Here is an 18,649-nt window from a genome sequence, read left to right as displayed (position 1 = left end):
ACCTCTCCTCTCATGCCTGATTATCGGAAATTTTAGCACACTCCGTACTGTCTGCTCCGGGTGGATCAGCCAATGGCAGATCGAACCAGAAGGTACTGCCATCCTCCGGTTTCGAACGCACCCCGTAGCGGGCATGATGAAGTTCCAGCAGCTGCTTCACAATGCTCAGGCCAATGCCCGATCCATTGCTGTGGCGGACGTGTTCGCGGTCAATCTTGTAATACCTGTCCCAGATATCCTTCTGCTGATCCTCGGAAATGCCTTCGCCGAAGTCCTGAATCTCGATATGGGCAGAATCATCATCTTTCTTTGCCCGGATGATGATACGAAGACTCGTCCCGGAATAATTGATGGCATTGATGATGAAGTTATTGAATACCTGCGCAATTCTTGACCTGTCCGCCTTCACATACAGATCGTCGTCCAGCTCCGTTTCAAAATCGAATCCATCCTTCACGTGATAGATTTCATACTTCCGAAGCTCCTGATGGATCAAATCCGTCATATTGAAAACCGACAGCTTCAGCTCAATCCGGTTGTTCTGCAGGCGGGAAAGATCCAGAAGATCATTGACCAGAGCCGTCAGGCGGTTGCTTTCATCGACAATGACCTGCAGATTTTCATCTGTCTTTTCACCCGGAAGATCCTGCATCATCTGCCCGTAGCCGCTGATCATCGTCAATGGTGTACGAAGATCATGCGAAACATTGCTGATGAGATCGCGGCGCGCCTTCTCAGCCTTGTTGATATCAATGGCCGCCTGCTGCAGCGTCGCATCCAGTTCCTGCGCCTCCTGGTAGTTCAGATCTGCGTCAGGGGTCCTGTATCTTCCTTCGGACAGTTCCTTGGCAGCGCCGTTGATGGCCGCCAGAGGCTGGGCAAGGTGACGGTTGAACAGCCACGTCAGAATCGCCATTGCCGCAATGACAATGAGAGAAATATAGAAGATCTGAATCCGCAGCGTCGACATCGTGGCGCTGATCGGCGTCAGTGTTGTCGATGTCATGATCACGGTTGTTACGCCTTCGATCTCAACCAGCTGCGTATAGATCAGCTCCTGTACAACATTGCTGTCGGCTCCCCGGGGGTTCAGAGAATTGTCCGTCGGTCCGCCCGGCATCGTCGCAAAGGCGCTGGTCCGTGTTTCCAGGTACGTTTGATCTTCTGATTCCGAGGCTCTTGAAACCTGGGTCGCAATCTCCTGCGTGCTCATCCGGTACAGAAGACACCCGCCATTGCCGGCTGTCGTATCGGTATTGCCCTGAATGATGCGAATGCAGGCATCATCCGACGCCGAAACACGGTACAGCTGCTGATTCAGCTCCGTTCCTTCATAATTCTGCAGAGCGAAAGTGATCTCTTCACCCGCTGATTTGACGGCAGAACGCTTGTAGTGCTCGTACATCGGCTGCAGAAGGCCGATCTGAAAAACCAGCAGAAGAATGATCAGGCCTGCCGCAAAGCCAAACAGATATTTGGCGATTTTAATTCTGACCGGAGCTTTCTTTTTCAAAACGATAACCTACCCCCCGGACTGTCACAATGTGGTTTGCGTAGGGGCCCAGGTCTCTGCGCAGCAGCTTGACATGCGTATCAAGCGTACGTTCATCGCCATAAAAATCCATGCCCCAGACCGCTTCCAGAATCATCTCCCGCCGCATCACCTGGCCTTCATGCTTCACCAGATAGACCAGCAGATCATATTCCTTCAGCGAAAGGGAAACACGCTGTCCATCCACACTCACCGTATGCGCATCAAAGTTGATCTGGAGACCGCCCAGCGTATAGACATTTGCGCTGCCCTCTTCATGCCCGCTGCGGCGCAGAACGGCATGGATGCGCATCATCAGCTCACGGCCGCTGAACGGCTTGACGACATAATCATCGACGCCAAGATCAAAGCCATGAACCTTGTCATACTCCTCGCCGAGTGCCGTCAGCATGATGAACGGCAGATCCTTGTGATCCTGCTTAATGCGCCGGACAGCTTCAAAGCCGTCCATCTCCGGCATCATGACATCCATCAAAACGATGTCTACCGGCTGCGAGGCACAGGTCTTGACCGCTTCCAGACCATTGGCCGCCTCCAGGACAGTGAAGCCGTCAAACTCCGCATATTTGCGGATCAACTGGCGGATCTTTTCCTCATCATCACAAACCAGAACAACTGCCATACCTACCTCATCTTTGCTCTAAAGCGTCACAGACGGCAGCGATCTCAGGAACCTGAATATCTTCCATCGTTCCTTCATCGCCCGCCTGTGCATATCCCGGGCGCATAGGAATCTGGGCCAGCAGCGGAATATGGAACTGTGCGGCGGCCTCAGCTGTATGTGATTCGCCGAAGATCTTGATCTTATTTCCGCAATGATCGCATTCGACCCAGCTCATGTTTTCAATCAGACCGATCATCGGAATGTTCATCATCGCCGCCATGTTCATAGCCTTCTCAACGACCATCGATACCAGGTCCTGTGGCGAGGCAACAACAAGAATGCCGTCGAGCGGATACTGCTGGAACACGGTTAACGGAACATCGCTGGTTCCGGGCGGCATATCAACAAACATCACATCCACGTTGTCCCAGAACACTTCCTGCAGAAACTGCTGCAGAACACCGGACACAACCGGACCGCGCCAGATCACCGGCTGCGAATCATTATCGAGCATCATATTGGCGCTGACGATCTGAATGCCTGTTCTGGAAACCGCGGGCAGTGCCAGCTGACCATCGCTGTACAGCTTGTCCTTGATACCGAACATTCTTCCCTGGCTTGGACCGGTAATATCGCCATCGAGGATCGCTGTCCGCTTTCCTCTGCGCTGCATTTCAGCCGCACACGAAGCAGTCACAAATGACTTGCCTACACCTCCCTTGCCGGAGACGATGCCGAACATCTTTTTCACGGAGCTGCGCGGATTGAGCTCCAGCTTCAGCGGCGTACCGTCCTTGTGGCGGCCGAACATCTTATCAAGTTTCTCCTCAGTAGGATCCTTTTTATTCTCTTCACTCATAAAAAACTCCTTCCCCGTAATATTATCAAAAAGCGATAAGAACGGCACGCCGGGTGCTACAATAGGCCTTGTTTTTTCAGGAGGATAACCAAATGGCTGGATACGCTGTCGTAGGCACCCAATGGGGAGATGAAGGCAAGGGCAAAATCGTTGATCTGCTTGGCATGGATATGGACATGGTCGTCCGCTTCCAGGGCGGAAACAATGCAGGTCACACCGTCGTCATCAACGGCAATAAGATCGTTCTGCACCTGCTCCCGTCGGGAATACTCAATCCGAATGCCGACTGCATCATCGGACCGGGCGTCGTCGTCAATCCTTTCGTTCTCTTTCAGGAGATGGAAGAACTCTCGAAACACGACTATCCGGTGAATCATATTCATATTGCGGACCGCGCCCACATTCTGATGCCCTATCATGTGCGCATCGATGAGCTGCAGGAAGCCACCAAAGACCCCGGTATGCGCATCGGCACAACCAAGAACGGCATCGGCCCCTGCTATTGTGACAAGTACAGCCGCATCGGTCTAAGGATGTGCGACCTCAAGTATGCGGATATCTTCGCTGCCAAGCTGAAGGAAATCCTGCCGATGAAGAACAGGGAAATCGTGGATCTCTATGGCGGCGAACCGTTTGACTATGACGATCTGCTGAACAGGTTCATGAATATCCGTGAACGCCTTCTGCCGATGCTCGTCGATGCGACGGATATCATAAACAACGCCCTCGACGCCGGGAAAAACGTTCTCTTCGAAGGTGCACAGGCAAACATGCTGGACATCAACTATGGCACCTACCCCTATGTAACCTCGTCCTCCCCGACCGCCGGCGGAGCCTTAACCGGCGCCGGTGTCGCGCCGCAGAAGCTGAATACAATCATTGGGATCGCCAAGGCGTATTCCACCCGTGTCGGTGAAGGACCGTTCGTAACGGAGCTGAACAATGAGATGGGCGAAGACATGCGCAAACGCGGTGCCGAGTATGGCGCAACGACCGGCCGGCCGCGCCGGGTCGGCTGGCTGGATCTTCCGGTTGTTCGCCAAGCGGTGCGCATCAATGGTCTGACCGACCTTGCCGTTACAAAGATCGACATTCTTTCCGGCTATGATGAAATCCCTGTCTGCACCGGCTATCAGTTGAAGGACGGAAGCGTGATCGACTATGTGCCGGCGTGCCTAAGGGATCTGGAAGAAGCCAAGCCAGTCTACAGGATGCTTGCCGGATGGAAGGAAGATATCAGCGGCGTCAAGAGCTGGGAAGATCTCCCGGAAAACTGCCGTGCCTATGTGCGTTTCATTGAGGAATACTGCCACACGCAGGTATCACTGGTGTCCGTTAATCCGGACCGCAGCGGCAGTATCCTTCTGCACAAGCTGGTGAAGTAAATGAAATCCGTCAAGGTTGAGGTGTGCTGCGGAGGCCTGGGGGATGCACTTGCGGCAGGACGGTTTCCGATTGCCCGCATTGAGCTCAACAGCGCCCTCGAACTGGGCGGTCTGACGCCTTCGCTTTCCACGCTTCGGGAAGTGAAGAAGAATGTTTCCGTTCCTGTAATGACGATGGTCCGTCCCCGCGGTGCCGGCTTTTGTTACAGCCTGCAGGAGAAGCAGATCATGTTCCTGGATGCGGAAGTATTTCTTAAGGAAGGAGCCGATGGCATCGTCTTTGGTTTTCTGAATCCGGATCATACCATCGATGAAGGAATGACAGAGAAGATGGTGGATCTGATCCATTCCTTTGGGAAGACGGCCGTATTCCATCGTGCCTTCGATAATACCCGTGATGGCGATGAGGCGATCAGGGCCCTGATCCGCTGCCATGTGGACCGGGTTCTGACCAGCGGCCAGAAGGAAACATGTCTGCTTGGAGCGGATATGATCAAACATCTGATTGATTCCTATGGAGATTCCATCGAGATTCTTCCCGGCTGCGGCGTCCGGCCCGGCAATGTCCTCGATCTGCTTGCGTCTACGGGCTCGAATCAGGTTCATCTCAGTGCACGTACCCCGCTGCAGGATAATGGCGCCTACGATGCGGTCAGTGCCGCGACGCTGAATCAGGTATTTGAAAAACTGTGCCAGCACAGGGCTGACGCAGATCACTTACGCAGTGAAGATATGCCTGGCGCCGATGAGGACATGCTCAAAAGCGACCGCTACGAAGATGATGTCGAAGGCGAATTAACCGAGTAGGCCTACTCTTCTGAAAATTTCATCGACATTGCGCACCTGATAGGAAGGGTCGAAACAGTGATCAATATCCTCCTCACTGAGCAGTGATGTAATCTGCGGTTCCTGTTCGATGTAGGAACGGAAATCGCCATTGACTTCAAATGCTTTCATAGCCTGCGGCTGAACAAGGTCGTAGGCTTTTTCACGTGAAAGACCCTTCTCGATCAGACTTAACATGACCCGCTCCGAATAAATGAGGCCATGAGTCCTGTTGATGTTTTCCTTCATTCGCTCCGGGAACACTGTCAGATTCTTCAAAATCTTTCCAAACCGCACCAGCATATAGTCCAGCAGCATCGTGGCGTCCGGCGCAATGATACGCTCCGCACTGGAGTGGGAAATATCTCTCTCATGCCAGAGCGGAATATCTTCATAGGCGGTAACCATATATCCCCGCAGCACACGCGAACAGCCGCAGATGTTTTCACTGCCGATCGGGTTCCGCTTATGGGGCATGGCACTGGATCCCTTCTGCCCGGCCGAGAAATGTTCCTCCACTTCGTGAACTTCCGTACGCTGCAAATGCCGGATCTCCATCGCCATCTGTTCCAGGCAGGATCCGATCAGAGCCAACGTCGCAAAGTAATGCGCATGCCGGTCACGCTGCAGAATCTGCGTCGAAATATTCGCCGAATGGAGTCCAAGCTGCGCACATACATCATCCTGCACGGCAGGCGGAATATTGGCGAAGGTGCCGACCGCCCCGGAGATCTTTCCGCACTCCACGTCGGCCGCAGCAGCCTCAAAGCGCTGCTGGTTGCGCTTCATTTCTTCATACCAGAGAGCAAATTTCATACCGAACGTCGTAATTTCCGCATGAATGCCATGGGTCCGGCCGATCATAAGCGTATCCTTGTACTTCAGCGCATTTGTTTTGAGAATATCCATGAAGTCCTGAATATCCTTTCTCAGGATCGCATCCGCCCGCTTGAAGCGCAGGCCGTTTGCCGTATCGACGATATCCGTCGACGTTACGCCATAGTGGATCCACTTCTTTTCCGGCCCAAGACTTTCCGATACGCAGCGCGTAAAGGCAACGACATCATGGTGGGTAACCTGTTCCAGCTCAAGGCAGCGCTCGACTGTAAACGACGCATTCTTTTCGATCTTCTCGAGATCCTCCATGGGCACAATGCCCTGCTTCGCCCAGGCGCGATCGACAGCGATCTCTACCTCCAGCCAGGCCTGATACTGCTGCTCAAGGCTCCAGACCTGTTCCATCTCTTTGCGTGCATACCGTTCAATCATAGTCACTCTTCCCTTTTCCGTTTTCGATTGTACGAGGAACCTCATTTTTCTGCAACGGGAACAGGGATCGGTATAATGGAACTGTCATGTTGGAAAACCAACACCGAAACCGCTATCAGAAAGCAGAATCCAAATGCGAAAAACAGAAGAAATGATCTACCGCTGCCCCCTGTTTGCGGGCATTGAAAAACAGCAATTTCCGGCCATGCTTGAAAGCCTCGATTCGCAGCTGAAAAACTACCGCAGCTGCCAGATTGTTCTTAAAGAGGGAAGACCGGTCTATCGCATGGGGATTCTGCTCGAAGGAAGCCTGACCATCAGCGACGTCAGCTTCTGGGGAACTCTGACACCGATCGAAGAAATTCAGCCCGGCATGATCTTTGCCGAAGATCTTGCCCAGACCCGCGGGGCCATCGCCGATGAACGGATTGAAGCCGTCACGGCTTCGATCGTTCTCTGGGTCGGACTCAGCGAAATACTGAAGCTCGACGGATCCCAGCCATGGCACACGATCGTGATCCGCAATCTGATGAACCAGTTTGCGCGACGCAGCCTCCTGCTGCAGCAGCGTCAGAAGATACTTGTGCAGCGCTCAACGCCCGCCAAGATCCGCTGCTTCCTTTCGCGGCAGTTCTTCCATAACAGTTCCCCTTCCTTTGACATTCCCTATACGCGGGCAGAAATGGCAGAATATCTTGCCGTGGACCGTTCCGCCCTTTCCACTGAAATCGCCCGGCTTGCCAGAGACGGATGGTTCAGCAGTGACCATAATCACTTTGAGCTGAAGGAAAAAGGCCCTGGACAGAAATAAAAGAGGAAGCTTCAGATCCATCCCCCTTCTGTTCATTTAAAAAGCGATATGTCCGCATCATTGCATGCAGGCATATCGCTTTCATTGTTTCCTGTTTAGAGACCCAGTGCACTTCGCGCCGCGGTTTTTGCTGTTTCGAGATCATCGCAGACAATGACAATGATGCGGGTCCCGTTATCTTCCTGAACGGCGTTATCAATCTTGAACACTTCATCCGGATAGTAGGACTGCATCTGCGACTTCAACGTGCTGAGATAATCCTTGATCTTACTCTTGGTTGCGTCCATGTCCGTCGTATCAAAGACACCAACGAGATTCGCCGACTTATCAGTGGCAACATAGAGCGAAGAATCCGTAATCGTTCCTTCATCAAAGAAGAAGAGACCGGAAATGATGCGGTCGGACGCCTCTTTCGTCGTATCACTCAGGCCGAGCTCGCTGACTAACGAAGCTGCCGTATCTGCACACGTTGACGAAGCTTCAGCACTCTGTGTACTGCCGCATCCAGCAAGCAATCCAATCACCAGTAAACTACTCACAAACTTCTTTAACATATTTCTCCTTCTGTACCACATGGGTAGCGATATAGTCTTCAAACGCCCGGGCACCGGTCGGGTTGAGGTGCAGACCGTCCCATACATAATCATCCTTGATCGTGCCGTTCTCATCAAGGCCGTTGTCCGTATCCAGATAGAACATCGCATTGGTCTCAGCCAATGTAATCAGTCCCGAATTCAGATTCTGCAGATGCTCACTCAACTGCGGCTCCGGAAGGTCCGTAATCTTGTCCGGATGATAGGCAAGAATAATGTAGACATTCACATCCGGATTATTGTTCCTGAGCATCGTCAGAATGTCCTGATACTGCGCATTGAACGCATCAAAGTTGGAATTGCGGATCTCGTTGATTCCAAACAGCAGATAAATGTTATCCTTCGTCGTCGAAGAAAGAACATCCATCAGCGTCGAACCATCCTCATGTTCATCCAGCGGCATCGTATCAATGAGCAGAAGATTGAGACTCGTCACGTAGTCAACTTCCGCATCCGGGTGCGAGCCGTAGAGAGCCAGCGAACCCATCCGCGAATCTCCGGCAAACAGCGTATCCGCATAATAGCTCTCATCCACCGCTTCTACCGTATAGGGTGCCGGGGCACTGTAGTCATAGTAGTCCATCACCCGACAGGCATACGAATCATTCCGTCCCGCCGCCGCAGATGCCGTCGCACCCGTCGCAGCCGCCGGACTCCCGCAGCCGCATAACAGAAGCGCCGCCGCCATCACCTGTAATGTTTTCTTCCCTGTGATCACTTCAGAAAATCTCCATCATCTTCATTGTCATCGCTGCGGAAGGCCGGCAGTTCCGGCAGCTCCTTCAGACTCATCAGCTTGAAGGAATTCATGAATTCCTCCGTCACCTCATAGAGAATCGGCTTGCCCGGAGCGTCTGAGCGGCCCGACTCCCTGATCAGCCCGCGCGCCATCAGCTTTCTCAGCATCACATCCGCTCCCACACCGCGGATTTCCTCAATCTCGACGCGGGTCACCGGCTGCTTGTAGGCAATGATCGCCAGCGTCTCCAAAGCCGCCTGCGAAAGCGTCGCCTGCCTGCCCATCTGAAACAGCTGCGCCGCATACGGATGCACAAACTCCTTCGACATAAAGCGGTAAAGACCACCGTACTGCGTCAGCTCAAAGCCATGGCTGTCATCACTGTAATCGTTCTTCAGCTCTTCCACAAGCTGCTCAACACGCTCCACACTCACGTCAAGCGTCTCAGCCGCCTGCTCAGCCGATATACCGTCATCGCCGACAATAAAGATCAGCCCTTCCAGGATTGCCTTCGCCCGGCCTTCCTGTTCTGTTTCATCCAGGCTGTCTGCAGTTTCCGAGGCAGCAGAATCATCCTTATGAACATCTACCGGGGCAGCGTTCGTCTGCGCCGGTTCCTGATCTTTTTCCGTTTCCGGTTCTGTTTTTTCTTTCTCTAATTCACTCATGCCGATAATGTCCCCGTTCCTTTGGAAAACCAGATCACATCATCCTGATCCACTGTAAAGACAAGCGTATGAAGACGGGCCAGATCCAGCACCGCAAGGAATGTTGCAATAAACATCGGAAGACTTTCTACATCTTCCAGAAGATTTTCAAACCGGAATGTATCCGGCAGCGATGTCAGACGCGATCGAATCTGCAGCTCCCTGTCTTCCATCGAAATTTCACGCTGCGTATATTTGACGCCGATCGGCTTCGCCAGCTGCATCCGCATGAGACAGCGCTTCATCGCCTTCATCAGTTCGTAGGGATCCCCCTCATACGGCTGGCTGCTGTCATCTTTCATCCATTCATCCGCCTCTTTGGCAAGAGGGCGTCCCAGCATCTCCTGACGCTCCGAAAACATCTCGCCAAGCGTCTGGCTCACGTTCTTGTACTGCTGATATTCCAGAAGTCTGCGGACAAGGCGTTCCTTCGGATCCTCTTCATCTTCTTCCGGCTGCGACTCATCCTTCGGGAGCAGTTTACGGGACTTGTATTCAATCAGCTCCGCCAGTTCCACTAGATATTCACTGGTCACTTCCAGGTGCATATCCTTCATCGAGTTGAGATAGGCAATGTACTGATTCGTCAGCACATTCATATCCAGATCGAAGAGATCCAGCTGCTTTTCCTTGATCAGATGCAGCATCAGATCGAGCGGACCCTCAAACTTGTCAATCGTAACCTTGAAGTCTTCCATAACCACCGCAAATTATACCAAAAACGCCATCCTATTCCTATCGTTTCCCCGGACAACCAACCAATTGCAAAGCAGAGATTCTCAAATAAAAGGCGCAGAAATCTGCGTCTCTATGATACCAAGCTCAATTTTATGGGACTTAACGCATTTTACAAAACCGTACACATCAGTTAGCAATGATGTTCACGATCTTGTGCTTGACGACGATCACCTTGCGGATGGTCTTGCCCTCAATCTGACGCTGAACCGACTCCACCTGCTTGGCGGCTTCCGTCAGCTCTTCGTCGCTGGCATCCGCAGACGCCGTAAAGGTTCCGCGCATCTTGCCGTTGACCTGCACAGCCATCGTCACTTCATTCATCTGCGTCTTGGACTCATCGAATGACGGCCACGGCTCATAGGAGATGCCTGTCTTCCCCGTTACCATCTGCCACATCTCTTCGCAGATATGCGGCACAATCGGCGACAGAATCTTGATGAAGCCTTCCAGCATATCCTTCGACACACGGCCCAGCTTGTACACATCATTGATGAATACCATCATCTGCGAAATGGCCGTATTGAAGGCAAGACTGTCATAATCCTCCGTCACCTTCTTAACCATCACGTTGTAGCTATAGTCAAGCTCCGGCGTCAGCTCATCGGTGTACATCCTGGCTTCCGCGACCCGATAGACACGGTCCAGCCAGCGGCGCGCACCATCCATACCCTTGCTCGACCACGGCTTGGACGCATTCAGAGGTCCCATGAACATCTCATAAAGACGCAGCGCATCGGCGCCATGGCTCTTGACCAGATCATCCGGATTCACGACATTGCCGAGCGACTTGGACATCTTGACACCGTTCTCGCCCAGGATCATGCCCTGGTGATACAGCTTCTGGAACGGCTCATCGTTGAACACGACGCCGCAATCGCGCAGCACCTTGTACCAGAACCGCGCATACAGCAGATGCAGAACCGCATGTTCCGCACCGCCGATATAAAGATCAACCGGCATCCAGTGCCTGATCAGCTGGGGATCTGCCAGAGCCTTATCATTATGCGGATCCAGATACCGCAGATAATACCAGCAGGAACCTGCCCACTGAGGCATGGTATTTGTCTCACGCACACCGTGCTGACCATCGATCGTCACATTCAGCCAGTCCTTGGCATTGGCCAGCGGCGACTCTCCGTCTTCGCTCGGCTGATAGTTGTCAACCGCCGGAAGCTCCAGCGGAAGATCGGAATCCTGCAGCGCCCGCAGAGTCCCGTCATCCATACGAACGATGGGAATCGGCTCACCCCAGTAGCGCTGACGCGAGAACAGCCAGTCACGAAGCTTGTACTGAACCTTCGGCTCGCCGCAGTGATGCTCAACCAGCCAGTCCAGCATCGCCTTCTTCGATTCCTCAACATTCAGACCATCGAGGAAGCCGGAATTTGCATGAATGCCTTCCCCGGCATAGGCCCCCTGGGAAATGTCGACATCCTTCATGAACGGAATGATTTCGAGGCCGAACTTCGTCGCAAAGTCCCAGTCACGCTGGTCGCCTGCCGGCACACCCATGACGGCGCCGGTACCATAGTTGGCCAGCACATAATCAGAAATCCAGATCGGAACCAGACGTCCGTTGACCGGATTGATCGCATAGCTTCCCGTAAACACGCCGGTCTTCTCCTTGTTCAGATCGGTGCGGGCAAGCTCACTCTTCTTAGCCGCTTCCGCCTGATAGGCATGGACCTCATCCTTGTGCTCGGGTGTCGTAATCTGATCCACGAACGGATGTTCCGGAGAGAAGACGATGAACGAAATGCCGAATGCCGTATCCGGACGCGTCGTATAGACCGTGAACTCGAGATTGGTATCCTTGATCTTCATCGTGATGTCAGCGCCGGTCGATTTGCCGATCCAGTTTCGCTGCATCTCCTTGGTCGACTCCGGCCAGTCTACCTCGTCAAGATCCTTGAGCAGCTCCTCGGCATAGGCCGTGATCTTCAGCACCCACTGACGCATGTTGCGGCGAACGACGGCGTGACCATGTTCACTCTTGCCGTTGATGACTTCTTCGTTGGCAAGGACGGCACGCTCCTCAGGGCACCAGTTGACCGGCATCTCGGCCACATAGGCAAGGCCCTTCTTGTATAGCTGCAGGAAGATCCACTGCGTCCACTTGTAATATTCCGGATCGCAGGTACGGATTTCACGGTCCCAGTCATAGCTGAAACCGAGCATTTTCAGCTGCGCACGGAAATGGTCAATGTTGGCATAGGTAAATTCACCCGGATGATGACCCGTCTTCAGCGCATACTGCTCCGCCGGAAGACCGAAGGCATCAAATCCCATCGGGTGCATCACGTTGTATCCCTGCATCCGCTTCATGCGGGCCATGATATCGGTCGCCGTATAGCTTTCCGGATGACCAACATGCAGTCCCTGACCGGACGGATACGGGAACATGTCCATGACGTAATACTTTGGCTTCGAGAAATCCCAGCCATCCGTCTTGAAGGTCTTGTTGTCTTCCCAGTACTTCTGCCACTTCGCTTCGATTTTCTGATGATCGTACATAGTTCTTCTCCCCGGGCTTCACTAAAAAAGACGCCCTTTGATCTAAGGACGTCGTAATAATCAACGCGGTACCACCTTAGTTTGCATGGCGTCAAATCGCCATCCACCCTCTTGCTCGCATTGTTAACGCTGGCAAGCGCACAGTTCAGCGGCCGCTCCCGGAACGAGTTCATACTGCATGCCCGCACCGTTTCACCAGCCCGATGCTCTCTGAGGGGCAATTCCTACTACTGCTTTCCGTTCATCACAGCACGCTCATTCTAACAAAGCACGCCGTGGAATTCAATTCAATTCCAGCCTCATTCGGCCGTTTCGACGCTGGCAGCGCGGATACCGGAAACTTCCCCGAGCTCCTTCTTCATCCCCGCAATCTCAGATTCGCCGGCATCGACCGCAACCGAAATGATATTGATGTTCTTCTTACGGTACGGGATGCCCATGCGTCCGATGATCGCATCACGGTGCACATGGAGAATGCGGTTCACATCCTCTGCAGATTCCGGATTTTCAACAACAATACTGATGACTGCAATCATGTTCTTTATCTCCCTGCCGTTTGTTCGGCATATGTGTGCAGACGGTTCAGTTCCACTTCCAGATCTTCAAGCATCTGCTGAACCGTCGTCTTCGCCTGACTGATGCGGCTCTGTACCATCATGTCCGTAATCGGATTATCCAGGAACCAGTCAAAGACATCCAGAGCATCCAGAGTCCCTCCGACACGGTCCGGCACCAGCATTCCGTAGTTCTGCAGCACATCCGCAAAATGCGAAAGCGAACGCTGCGCCCGGTCCATCAATGCGTCGGCCTCACTCATGCGCTGACGCTTGATCGCGGTAACGATCATCTTTCCTCCGAATACATCAAGCCATCCCCAGCCTGCTGCACTGCACAGTTTGTCATAGGCGCTGCTGAGATCATCGTGTGCCTGTTCACCGGCCTCGATGGCTTCCCAGATCTGTACCTGTTCCATCAGATCACTCCCTTTCTGCGCGTAAACGTACCTGTCAATGACCCTTCGTCCAGCGTCAAAGGTCCAAGCGCACGTCGGATCTCTTCGATCCGGTTGCCCGGCGCATCAAAGCTGCCCGGAAGATCATAGATTTCCTTCTTCAGCGCAAACACGTAAATGATGTAACGATGCGTTCCCGAAGGAGGATAGGGACCTACATAGCTGCCCGGATTGTCTCCATGCACGATCTCTGTCTCACTGCCGATGCTTGCCCAGTGTTCCCAGTCATGGCCATCCGGATCAAGCATATAGACCGCATAGCTGACGGCGCCGTTCACCGGCTCAATGCTCAGCTGCGGACTCTCATTCTTTCCGCAGGTCAGATGGGAAATGGAATCATCCCATACACCATTCTTCAGATCATCGGATGTAATTTTCATTGAACACCTCTACTCAAAGCTGATTCTTCCTCTATTTTACATATTTTCAATAGAGGAAACGGCCCACTTTCTTACAGTTTGCCTACATTGGAAGCCGTCAGCGCATGCACCAGTGCCACAGCCAGCTTTACCGCATTTTCATAGTCACGTTCATCCACGAAACAATTCGGACTGTGAATATAGCGCACCGGAATGCCGATCACGATCGCCGGCGTACCAAAGCGGCTGTTGACAGCCGCCGCATTCGTACCGCCGCCGGCACGTACCGACTGCTGCACAGGAATGCCGCACTGCTTCGCAAGATCAACGGCGAACTTCTGGAAGCGCCAGTTGGTAATCATGGAAACGTCCATATTCCTTAGCATCGGCCCCTTTCCAAGAGCCGCCTGCACCATATAGTCTTCCGAGAACGTATCATCGGCAGGACAGCCTTCGAAGCAGATCATGACATCCGGCTGAAGCCGCGAAGCATTCACCAGAACCCCGCGTTCCCCGACTTCTTCCTGCACCGCAAAGGAAGCACCGACACGGCAGGACAGATGATCAAAGCCTTCCCTCTCCAGGCGCTTCAGCGTTTCGATTTCCGCCGCCACACCGATGCGGCAGTCAAACGCCTTGCCATAGAACCGGTGCAGATTCTGATCATAGCGGCACACCACATCCGGAGCTGCGGGCGATCCGATCGAGATGCCCAAGGCCTCCGTCTCCTCTTTGCTCGATGTGCCGCAATCCAGAACCATCGACGAAATATCCAAAGGCATATTCTTTTCCAATGACGAACGGAAATGGGGCGGCTTGCATGCCACAACCGCCGGAACATATGTACCCTTGTCCGTACGGATGCGGAAACTACTGGCCGCTACTGCCTCTGGCGCCATGCGTCCAAGCGTCAGAAAACGCATCGTCCCATCCGGTTTGATCGCCTGCACAATCAGCCCAACCTCATCCAGATGCGCGTCCAGCATCACAACCGGACCATCCGTTCCAAAGGCACCCGAGAGATTGCGCATATGGTCCTGATGAAGACTGAGCTCCTTTAATTCAGAGCGAACAAAATCCGATACTTCATCCTCAAAGCCAGAAGGTCCAAACAGATTCGAAAGCTGCTCAATGCGTTCCCGTTCTTCCATCACAACACCTCTCACTCATCGTTACCAGTATAGTTCTTTCATAGAAAGAAAACGCTGCCTGCCTCAATCATCATCAAATGGAATGACTACCAGAAGAAATTACACAGCTCTCAAACTGATATAGGCCTCAATACTTCAGCAATTCTTGCTTTGCTACCAGAAGAAATTACATAGCTCTCAAACTGTAGTCAATTACACGATCGCCACAGGCAAGCTTTGCTACCAGAAGAAATTACATAGCTCTCAAACTAATCGAGGAATAGCAATGAGAGGAATAGTGCTTTGCTACCAGAAGAAATTACATAGCTCTCAAACACACAGGAACAGTTCGAAGCGGCAATGAAGGCTTTGCTACCAGAAGAAATTACATAGCTCTCAAACAGCCCACAATTTGAAGCGGGCGGGAAGGATGCTTTGCTACCAAAAGAAATTACATAGCTCTCAAACATCGACAATTTTTTCTGTAGCCTCATCTTTGGCTTTGCTACCAAAAGAAATTACATAGCTCTCAAACAAACATTTATCACTGAAGACCAGAAAACAAGCTTTGCTACCAAAAGAAATTACATAGCTCTCAAACACAAGCGCTATTTATTTAAGCGCGCTATTGGCTTTGCTACCAAAAGAAATTACATAGCTCTCAAACCGTAGGTGGATAACAAATCTTTTTCAAACAGCTTTGCTACCAAAAGAAATTACATAGCTCTCAAACTCCGGAATCGACTTGAGCGAGGTCAATGCAGCTTTGCTACCAAAAGAAATTACATAGCTCTCAAACATGTATGCGGATATCAGCAGATACACTAAGGCTTTGCTACCAAAAGAAATTACATAGCTCTCAAACACTTGCAGATCGGCATTAACAGTGATGTATGCTTTGCTACCAAAAGAAATTACATAGCTCTCAAACCGGCCATGCGTTTCCCAAACTGCTCACGCGGCTTTGCTACCAAAAGAAATTACATAGCTCTCAAACGATTGCCGCGCAGATACATCGCTGTGTGGGGCTTTGCTACCAAAAGAAATTACATAGCTCTCAAACTATCGTTATCCGCTTATTGAACTGTCCTGCAGCTTTGCTACCAAAAGAAATTACATAGCTCTCAAACCGTCCGGATCAACCTGTAAATCTATCAAATGCTTTGCTACCAAAAGAAATTACATAGCTCTCAAACTGCAACACAGATAGTATCAACATCAGGCAGGCTTTGCTACCAAAAGAAATTACATAGCTCTCAAACGTTTTTGGTAAAAAGGGTAGTGGTAAAACTGCTTTGCTACCAAAAGAAATTACATAGCTCTCAAACAGGCGTTTAATGCAGCAATGATCGTTGACGGCTTTGCTACCAAAAGAAATTACATAGCTCTCAAACACATCCTGAAGCCTGTAATCGAGGGGCAGAGCTTTGCTACCAAAAGAAATTACATAGCTCTCAAACACGGATTAGGAAAGTTCAGCGTATGAATCAGGCTTTGCTACCAAAAGAAATTACATAGCTCTCAAACTATATGCCTCAGAGAAGTAGAGACGGAAAAGCTTTGCTACCAAAAGAAATTACATAGCTCTCAAACTAACAGGGGGAACATTGAAGCAAAGCCGAAGCTTTGCTACCAAAAGAAATTACATAGCTCTCAAACATGTCGAAACATTTTCCTTCTTTCCGTCTGGCTTTGCTACCAAAAGAAATTACATAGCTCTCAAACACTCGGGGGCGTGGAAACAGAAACGGGCAGGCTTTGCTACCAAAAGAAATTACATAGCTCTCAAACCATCCAGCCGGTATTCCACCCGACCGAGAAGCTTTGCTACCAAAAGAAATTACATAGCTCTCAAACTTGCGCCGATTATTCTCGCTGAACCGACTGGCTTTGCTACCAAAAGAAATTACATAGCTCTCAAACAATAAGGAGGTAAGGAAATGGAAAAGCGAAGCTTTGCTACCAAAAGAAATTACATAGCTCTCAAACAAGCAGTCTCAGAACATCGACAGAAAGCAGGCTTTGCTACCAAAAGAAATTACATAGCTCTCAAACTTGTTCCGCGATCAGCTTGATTGCGCGTTTAGCTTTGCTACCAAAAGAAATTACATAGCTCTCAAACTGCATAAATAAAAACGGCATCAGCTGCACGGCTTTGCTACCAAAAGAAATTACATAGCTCTCAAACGACTCATGGAAGCGGAAAACGATTTTACCGGCTTTGCTACCAAAAGAAATTACATAGCTCTCAAACCGCTGCCGCAGTTTGTCGGAACAGACATCCGCTTTGCTACCAAAAGAAATTACATAGCTCTCAAACCGAATAGGAATATCGATGGTCGGTACGGTTGCTTTGCTACCAAAAGAAATTACATAGCTCTCAAACTCCGTGTCATGTACAGTAGTTGGGGGAGATGCTTTGCTACCAAAAGAAATTACATAGCTCTCAAACTCAACTATTACAAGGATTTTAGTAACACTTAGCTTTGCTACCAAAAGAAATTACATAGCTCTCAAACTCCTGTTCATCGGGCGCATGGTGCCGGAGAGCTTTGCTACCAAAAGAAATTACATAGCTCTCAAACACTGCCCTGACTTTATGTGGAATGACCTTTGCTTTGCTACCAAAAGAAATTACATAGCTCTCAAACTGGTGCAGGACATGAAGGCATACGGTTTTCGCTTTGCTACCAAAAGAAATTACATAGCTCTCAAACATGTCGGTCAGCACAGCAACCGGTTCCACTGCTTTGCTACCAAAAGAAATTACATAGCTCTCAAACTTCCGCTGTTCAGTTCTTCCCGTGTCCGGTGCTTTGCTACCAAAAGAAATTACATAGCTCTCAAACCAGGAACAAAAAGACATAAGGTCATCGGCTGCTTTGCTACCAAAAGAAATTACATAGCTCTCAAACTGGCATCTTCGATGTCGTCGAAGGAATTCCGCTTTGCTACCAAAAGAAATTACATAGCTCTCAAACGAACATCGTCTGCATTGCTGTCAATGTATTGCTTTGCTACCAAAAGAAATTACATAGCTCTCAAACGATCCTCCGGCATCAGATACATCACTCTGAGCTTTGCTACCAAAAGAAATTACATAGCTCTCAAACAGAAAGGAATGGAACCATACAGCGTTGATAGCTTTGCTACCAAAAGAAATTACATAGCTCTCAAACAGCACATGGTTGATAAGGATCGGCTGATGGGCTTTGCTACCAAAAGAAATTACATAGCTCTCAAACATGCCGTGATTACGTTTAACTCTAAGAACTGCTTTGCTACCAAAAGAAATTACATAGCTCTCAAACGCGTGCAGCAGGCGACAGGAATTCAAAATAGCTTTGCTACCAAAAGAAATTACATAGCTCTCAAACTACGGGTTTGATCCGTCTGAAAAAGTAAAGGCTTTGCTACCAAAAGAAATTACATAGCTCTCAAACTGCCCCAGGCATAGGATTGACCATAGACTGGCTTTGCTACCAAAAGAAATTACATAGCTCTCAAACGTTGAGTACATCCGCAGCCGTACATGGGGAGCTTTGCTACCAA

The 18,649-nt window shown here is 50.8% G+C and carries 16 protein-coding genes and 1 CRISPR repeat array (1 of these 17 only partly in view); of the genes, 3 read left to right on the top strand and 13 right to left on the bottom strand.

Annotation, left to right across the window (positions count from 1 at the left end; genetic code table 11):
* Positions 1 to 10 precede the first annotated feature (10 nt).
* From C1714_RS08775 to C1714_RS08765, 3 genes are read right to left on the bottom strand one after another with little or no spacing between them, the layout of a single operon-like run.
* Complete coding sequence (locus C1714_RS08775) at positions 11 to 1,513, bottom strand: sensor histidine kinase (protein ID WP_102342813.1); 1,503 nt, start codon at positions 1,511 to 1,513, stop codon at positions 11 to 13.
* On the bottom strand, positions 1,485 to 2,174 hold the full coding sequence (locus tag C1714_RS08770) for a response regulator transcription factor (RefSeq protein ID WP_102342812.1): 690 nt from the start codon (positions 2,172 to 2,174) through the stop codon (positions 1,485 to 1,487). The genes C1714_RS08775 and C1714_RS08770 overlap by 29 nt, the downstream gene beginning before the upstream one ends.
* 7 nt (positions 2,175 to 2,181) lie before the next feature.
* A complete protein-coding gene (locus tag C1714_RS08765; RefSeq protein WP_245305087.1) occupies positions 2,182 to 3,015 on the bottom strand; it encodes an Mrp/NBP35 family ATP-binding protein in 834 nt (277 codons plus the stop codon).
* Between the two features lie 92 nt (positions 3,016 to 3,107).
* On the opposite strand from C1714_RS08765, the gene C1714_RS08760 reads away from it, so the two are divergent.
* Together C1714_RS08760 and C1714_RS08755 are read left to right on the top strand one after the other, a co-directional pair.
* Positions 3,108 to 4,400, top strand: coding sequence for an adenylosuccinate synthase (locus tag C1714_RS08760; RefSeq protein WP_102342811.1), 1,293 nt, complete (start codon positions 3,108 to 3,110; stop codon positions 4,398 to 4,400).
* Positions 4,401 to 5,207 (top strand): copper homeostasis protein CutC, encoded by an 807-nt coding sequence (locus C1714_RS08755; protein WP_102342810.1) that lies wholly within the window; start codon positions 4,401 to 4,403, stop codon positions 5,205 to 5,207.
* On the opposite strand, the gene purB is transcribed toward C1714_RS08755, so the two are convergent.
* Positions 5,196 to 6,494, bottom strand: a complete 1,299-nt coding sequence (gene purB, locus C1714_RS08750) for an adenylosuccinate lyase (protein WP_102342809.1) — start codon at positions 6,492 to 6,494, stop codon at positions 5,196 to 5,198. The two genes, C1714_RS08755 and purB, sit on opposite strands and share 12 nt — an antisense overlap.
* A gap of 133 nt (positions 6,495 to 6,627) precedes the next feature.
* On the opposite strand from purB, the gene C1714_RS08745 reads away from it, so the two are divergent.
* Positions 6,628 to 7,305 carry a Crp/Fnr family transcriptional regulator gene (locus C1714_RS08745; protein ID WP_102342808.1) on the top strand — a complete coding sequence of 226 codons (678 nt, stop codon included), beginning with the start codon at positions 6,628 to 6,630 and terminating at the stop codon, positions 7,303 to 7,305.
* Positions 7,306 to 7,400: 95 nt separating this feature from the next.
* On the opposite strand, the gene C1714_RS08740 is transcribed toward C1714_RS08745, so the two are convergent.
* From C1714_RS08740 to C1714_RS08700, 9 genes are all read right to left on the bottom strand, one after another.
* A complete protein-coding gene (locus tag C1714_RS08740) occupies positions 7,401 to 7,859 on the bottom strand; it encodes a DUF4358 domain-containing protein (protein ID WP_167849993.1) in 459 nt (152 codons plus the stop codon).
* Positions 7,837 to 8,616, bottom strand: a complete 780-nt coding sequence (locus C1714_RS08735; RefSeq protein WP_102342806.1) for an SGNH/GDSL hydrolase family protein — start codon at positions 8,614 to 8,616, stop codon at positions 7,837 to 7,839. The genes C1714_RS08740 and C1714_RS08735 overlap by 23 nt, the downstream gene beginning before the upstream one ends.
* On the bottom strand, positions 8,613 to 9,305 hold the full coding sequence (scpB, locus tag C1714_RS08730) for an SMC-Scp complex subunit ScpB (RefSeq protein WP_102342805.1): 693 nt from the start codon (positions 9,303 to 9,305) through the stop codon (positions 8,613 to 8,615). The genes C1714_RS08735 and scpB overlap by 4 nt, the downstream gene beginning before the upstream one ends.
* On the bottom strand, positions 9,302 to 10,042 hold the full coding sequence (locus C1714_RS08725; protein ID WP_102342804.1) for a segregation and condensation protein A: 741 nt from the start codon (positions 10,040 to 10,042) through the stop codon (positions 9,302 to 9,304). Before C1714_RS08725 ends, scpB begins: the two co-directional genes overlap by 4 nt.
* A 166-nt stretch (positions 10,043 to 10,208) precedes the next feature.
* The gene (gene leuS, locus C1714_RS08720) at positions 10,209 to 12,596 is read right to left on the bottom strand and encodes a leucine--tRNA ligase (protein ID WP_102342803.1); all 2,388 of its coding nucleotides are present in this window, start codon (positions 12,594 to 12,596) and stop codon (positions 10,209 to 10,211) included.
* A 299-nt stretch (positions 12,597 to 12,895) separates the two neighbouring features.
* Complete coding sequence (locus C1714_RS08715) at positions 12,896 to 13,132, bottom strand: TM1266 family iron-only hydrogenase system putative regulator (RefSeq protein ID WP_210115283.1); 237 nt, start codon at positions 13,130 to 13,132, stop codon at positions 12,896 to 12,898.
* A 5-nt stretch (positions 13,133 to 13,137) separates the two neighbouring features.
* The gene (locus C1714_RS08710; RefSeq protein ID WP_102342801.1) at positions 13,138 to 13,569 is read right to left on the bottom strand and encodes a hypothetical protein; all 432 of its coding nucleotides are present in this window, start codon (positions 13,567 to 13,569) and stop codon (positions 13,138 to 13,140) included.
* On the bottom strand, positions 13,569 to 13,988 hold the full coding sequence (locus tag C1714_RS08705; RefSeq protein ID WP_102342800.1) for a YbhB/YbcL family Raf kinase inhibitor-like protein: 420 nt from the start codon (positions 13,986 to 13,988) through the stop codon (positions 13,569 to 13,571). Before C1714_RS08705 ends, C1714_RS08710 begins: the two co-directional genes overlap by 1 nt.
* A gap of 71 nt (positions 13,989 to 14,059) precedes the next feature.
* Positions 14,060 to 15,118 (bottom strand): M42 family metallopeptidase, encoded by a 1,059-nt coding sequence (locus C1714_RS08700; RefSeq protein WP_102342799.1) that lies wholly within the window; start codon positions 15,116 to 15,118, stop codon positions 14,060 to 14,062.
* Between the two features lie 80 nt (positions 15,119 to 15,198).
* Positions 15,199 to 18,649: direct repeats of the CRISPR family, unit length 36 nt; unit sequence GCTTTGCTACCAAAAGAAATTACATAGCTCTCAAAC; it runs 419 nt beyond the window's last position.

The organism is Galactobacillus timonensis, assembly GCF_900240265.1.
Taxonomy (GTDB): domain Bacteria; phylum Bacillota_I; class Bacilli_A; order Erysipelotrichales; family Erysipelotrichaceae; genus Bulleidia; species Bulleidia timonensis.
Note: the sequence above shows the minus strand (reverse complement) of the source record. Positions and strands in the feature narration are given on the sequence as shown.

Excerpts from the sequence above, each read along its gene's own strand:
- C1714_RS08770 (WP_102342812.1), bottom strand. The coding sequence starts at position 2,174 with ATGGCAGTTGTTCTGGTTTGTGATGATGAGGAAAAGATCCGCCAGTTG.
- C1714_RS08765 (WP_245305087.1), bottom strand. The coding sequence starts at position 3,015 with ATGAGTGAAGAGAATAAAAAGGATCCTACTGAGGAGAAACTTGATAAG.
- C1714_RS08760 (WP_102342811.1), top strand. The coding sequence starts at position 3,108 with ATGGCTGGATACGCTGTCGTAGGCACCCAATGGGGAGATGAAGGCAAG.
- C1714_RS08755 (WP_102342810.1), top strand. The coding sequence starts at position 4,401 with ATGAAATCCGTCAAGGTTGAGGTGTGCTGCGGAGGCCTGGGGGATGCA.
- purB (WP_102342809.1), bottom strand. The coding sequence starts at position 6,494 with ATGATTGAACGGTATGCACGCAAAGAGATGGAACAGGTCTGGAGCCTT.
- C1714_RS08745 (WP_102342808.1), top strand. The coding sequence starts at position 6,628 with ATGCGAAAAACAGAAGAAATGATCTACCGCTGCCCCCTGTTTGCGGGC.
- C1714_RS08740 (WP_167849993.1), bottom strand. The coding sequence starts at position 7,859 with ATGTTAAAGAAGTTTGTGAGTAGTTTACTGGTGATTGGATTGCTTGCT.
- scpB (WP_102342805.1), bottom strand. The coding sequence starts at position 9,305 with ATGAGTGAATTAGAGAAAGAAAAAACAGAACCGGAAACGGAAAAAGAT.
- C1714_RS08725 (WP_102342804.1), bottom strand. The coding sequence starts at position 10,042 with ATGGAAGACTTCAAGGTTACGATTGACAAGTTTGAGGGTCCGCTCGAT.
- leuS (WP_102342803.1), bottom strand. The coding sequence starts at position 12,596 with ATGTACGATCATCAGAAAATCGAAGCGAAGTGGCAGAAGTACTGGGAA.
- C1714_RS08715 (WP_210115283.1), bottom strand. The coding sequence starts at position 13,132 with ATGATTGCAGTCATCAGTATTGTTGTTGAAAATCCGGAATCTGCAGAG.
- C1714_RS08710 (WP_102342801.1), bottom strand. The coding sequence starts at position 13,569 with ATGGAACAGGTACAGATCTGGGAAGCCATCGAGGCCGGTGAACAGGCA.
- C1714_RS08705 (WP_102342800.1), bottom strand. The coding sequence starts at position 13,988 with ATGAAAATTACATCCGATGATCTGAAGAATGGTGTATGGGATGATTCC.
- C1714_RS08700 (WP_102342799.1), bottom strand. The coding sequence starts at position 15,118 with ATGGAAGAACGGGAACGCATTGAGCAGCTTTCGAATCTGTTTGGACCT.